Below are 1,383 nucleotides of genomic sequence, written 5' to 3'. Positions count from 1 at the left end.
ATGCAATCCCTGCGCAAGCTGCTTGCCAAGCTGAAGCTGCGGGTCAATCAGACCAAGAGCAAGGTGGAGCGCGCCACGGCATCGAAGTTCCTCGGCTTCCCGTTCTGGGTCGCCGGGGGACGGAACATCCGGCGACGGGTAGCGCCACAGGCCATCGGACGCATGAAGGAGAAGGTGCGCATGCTGACCCGGCGCAATGCCGGTCGCAGCCTCGCGCAAATATGCAAGCCGCTCAGGGTCTATCTCGTCGGCTGGAAGGCTTACTTCCGGCTTGCCGACCCCGAGCGTGTTCGCCGACCTCGACGGCGGGTTCGCCACCGCCTGCGGGCCATACAGCTCAAGCACTGGAAGCGGGGTTCGGTCATTTACCGCGAGCGGATTGCGCGCGGCATGCCGGACCACGCGGCCAAGCGTTGGAACGCGCATTGGCAACTTCCGATGTCAAAATATCGGCCGCCATCCCGTGGGGTTCCATAGTGTCCATCACTTTCTAATACATGGGGGGCGGCGTATCCTGCTGCACAGCGCGAGATTTTCGGCCAGCATTTCTTCAGTGCGTTGAAGCGCGAGCTCGGTCCGGTGAATGCGCTGCCTGGCACCGCTTCTTGCGCAAGGCGCTTGCGCGGCATGGCCGGCCGGATCGCATCGCCGTTTGACAGATGAAGCCGTTCGCCTGTTCCGGCGCTGTTTTGACAGGGCGCGCATTGGTCATTCGGCCCATCGCGCTTTTCTGCGGCCCGCCGTTTCGCGTTTGGCCGCCACCAGGGCGCGGTGTTCGCTGACGACGTACTCGACCGTGTCGCCGACGCTGTCGATGGCACGGTAAAGATACATCCAGCGACCGCGAACCTTGATGTAGGTCTCATCGACATGCCACTTGCCGGTGACGGTCCGCTTGCGCCGGTTGAAGCGCTCCAGCAGTTGCGGCGAGAAGCGGACGACCCAGCGATGCACTGTGGAATGATCGACACTCAAGCCGCGTTCGGCCATCATCTCTTCCAGATCGCGCAGGCTGAGAGTGTAGGCAAGATACCAGCGTACGCACAGCAGGATCACCGACTGGTCGAAATGACCGCCCTTGAACATGACAAGCTCCTCGGCAATTGAAGAGCCTTCATGCCTCATGCGGTCTTGACGGAGAGTTTGCGACGGAACCGATAATCATGCCAGGCCATTGGAACTTAAACGAGAATCAGCGCCAGCAACTTGCCGGCATCGCATTTGCCGAAGGTGCGTGTGAAACTCAAAGGAAGCACGGCCTTCACGATAATGCGATGGCATTTAATTTGAGAATCCTAACTTCCAGGTTCTCAAATTAAGTGCCAATCCTGACAGAAACGACTGCATTCTTACGGTTAACTGCCAAGCGACACGAGGTCCAGT

General features: G+C 59.7%; 1 protein-coding gene and 1 pseudogene. One reads left to right on the top strand and one right to left on the bottom strand.

What is annotated here, in order from left to right; genetic code table 11:
• Nucleotides 1–477 (top strand): group II intron maturase-specific domain-containing protein (locus NKI72_RS34980; protein ID WP_352852248.1); only part of this gene is annotated, 477 nt, incomplete at its 5' end.
• 270 nt (nucleotides 478–747) lie between these two features.
• Here NKI72_RS34980 and NKI72_RS34975 read toward each other — a convergent pair.
• Nucleotides 748–1,086: pseudogene (locus tag NKI72_RS34975) on the bottom strand (IS6 family transposase); the annotation flags it as partial.
• Between the last annotated feature and the right edge of the window lie 297 nt (nucleotides 1,087–1,383).

Origin of the sequence: Mesorhizobium sp. M0437, assembly GCF_040321335.1 — a bacterium.
Lineage (GTDB): Bacteria > Pseudomonadota > Alphaproteobacteria > Rhizobiales > Rhizobiaceae > Mesorhizobium.
This window is presented reverse-complemented; position numbering and strand designations above follow the sequence as displayed.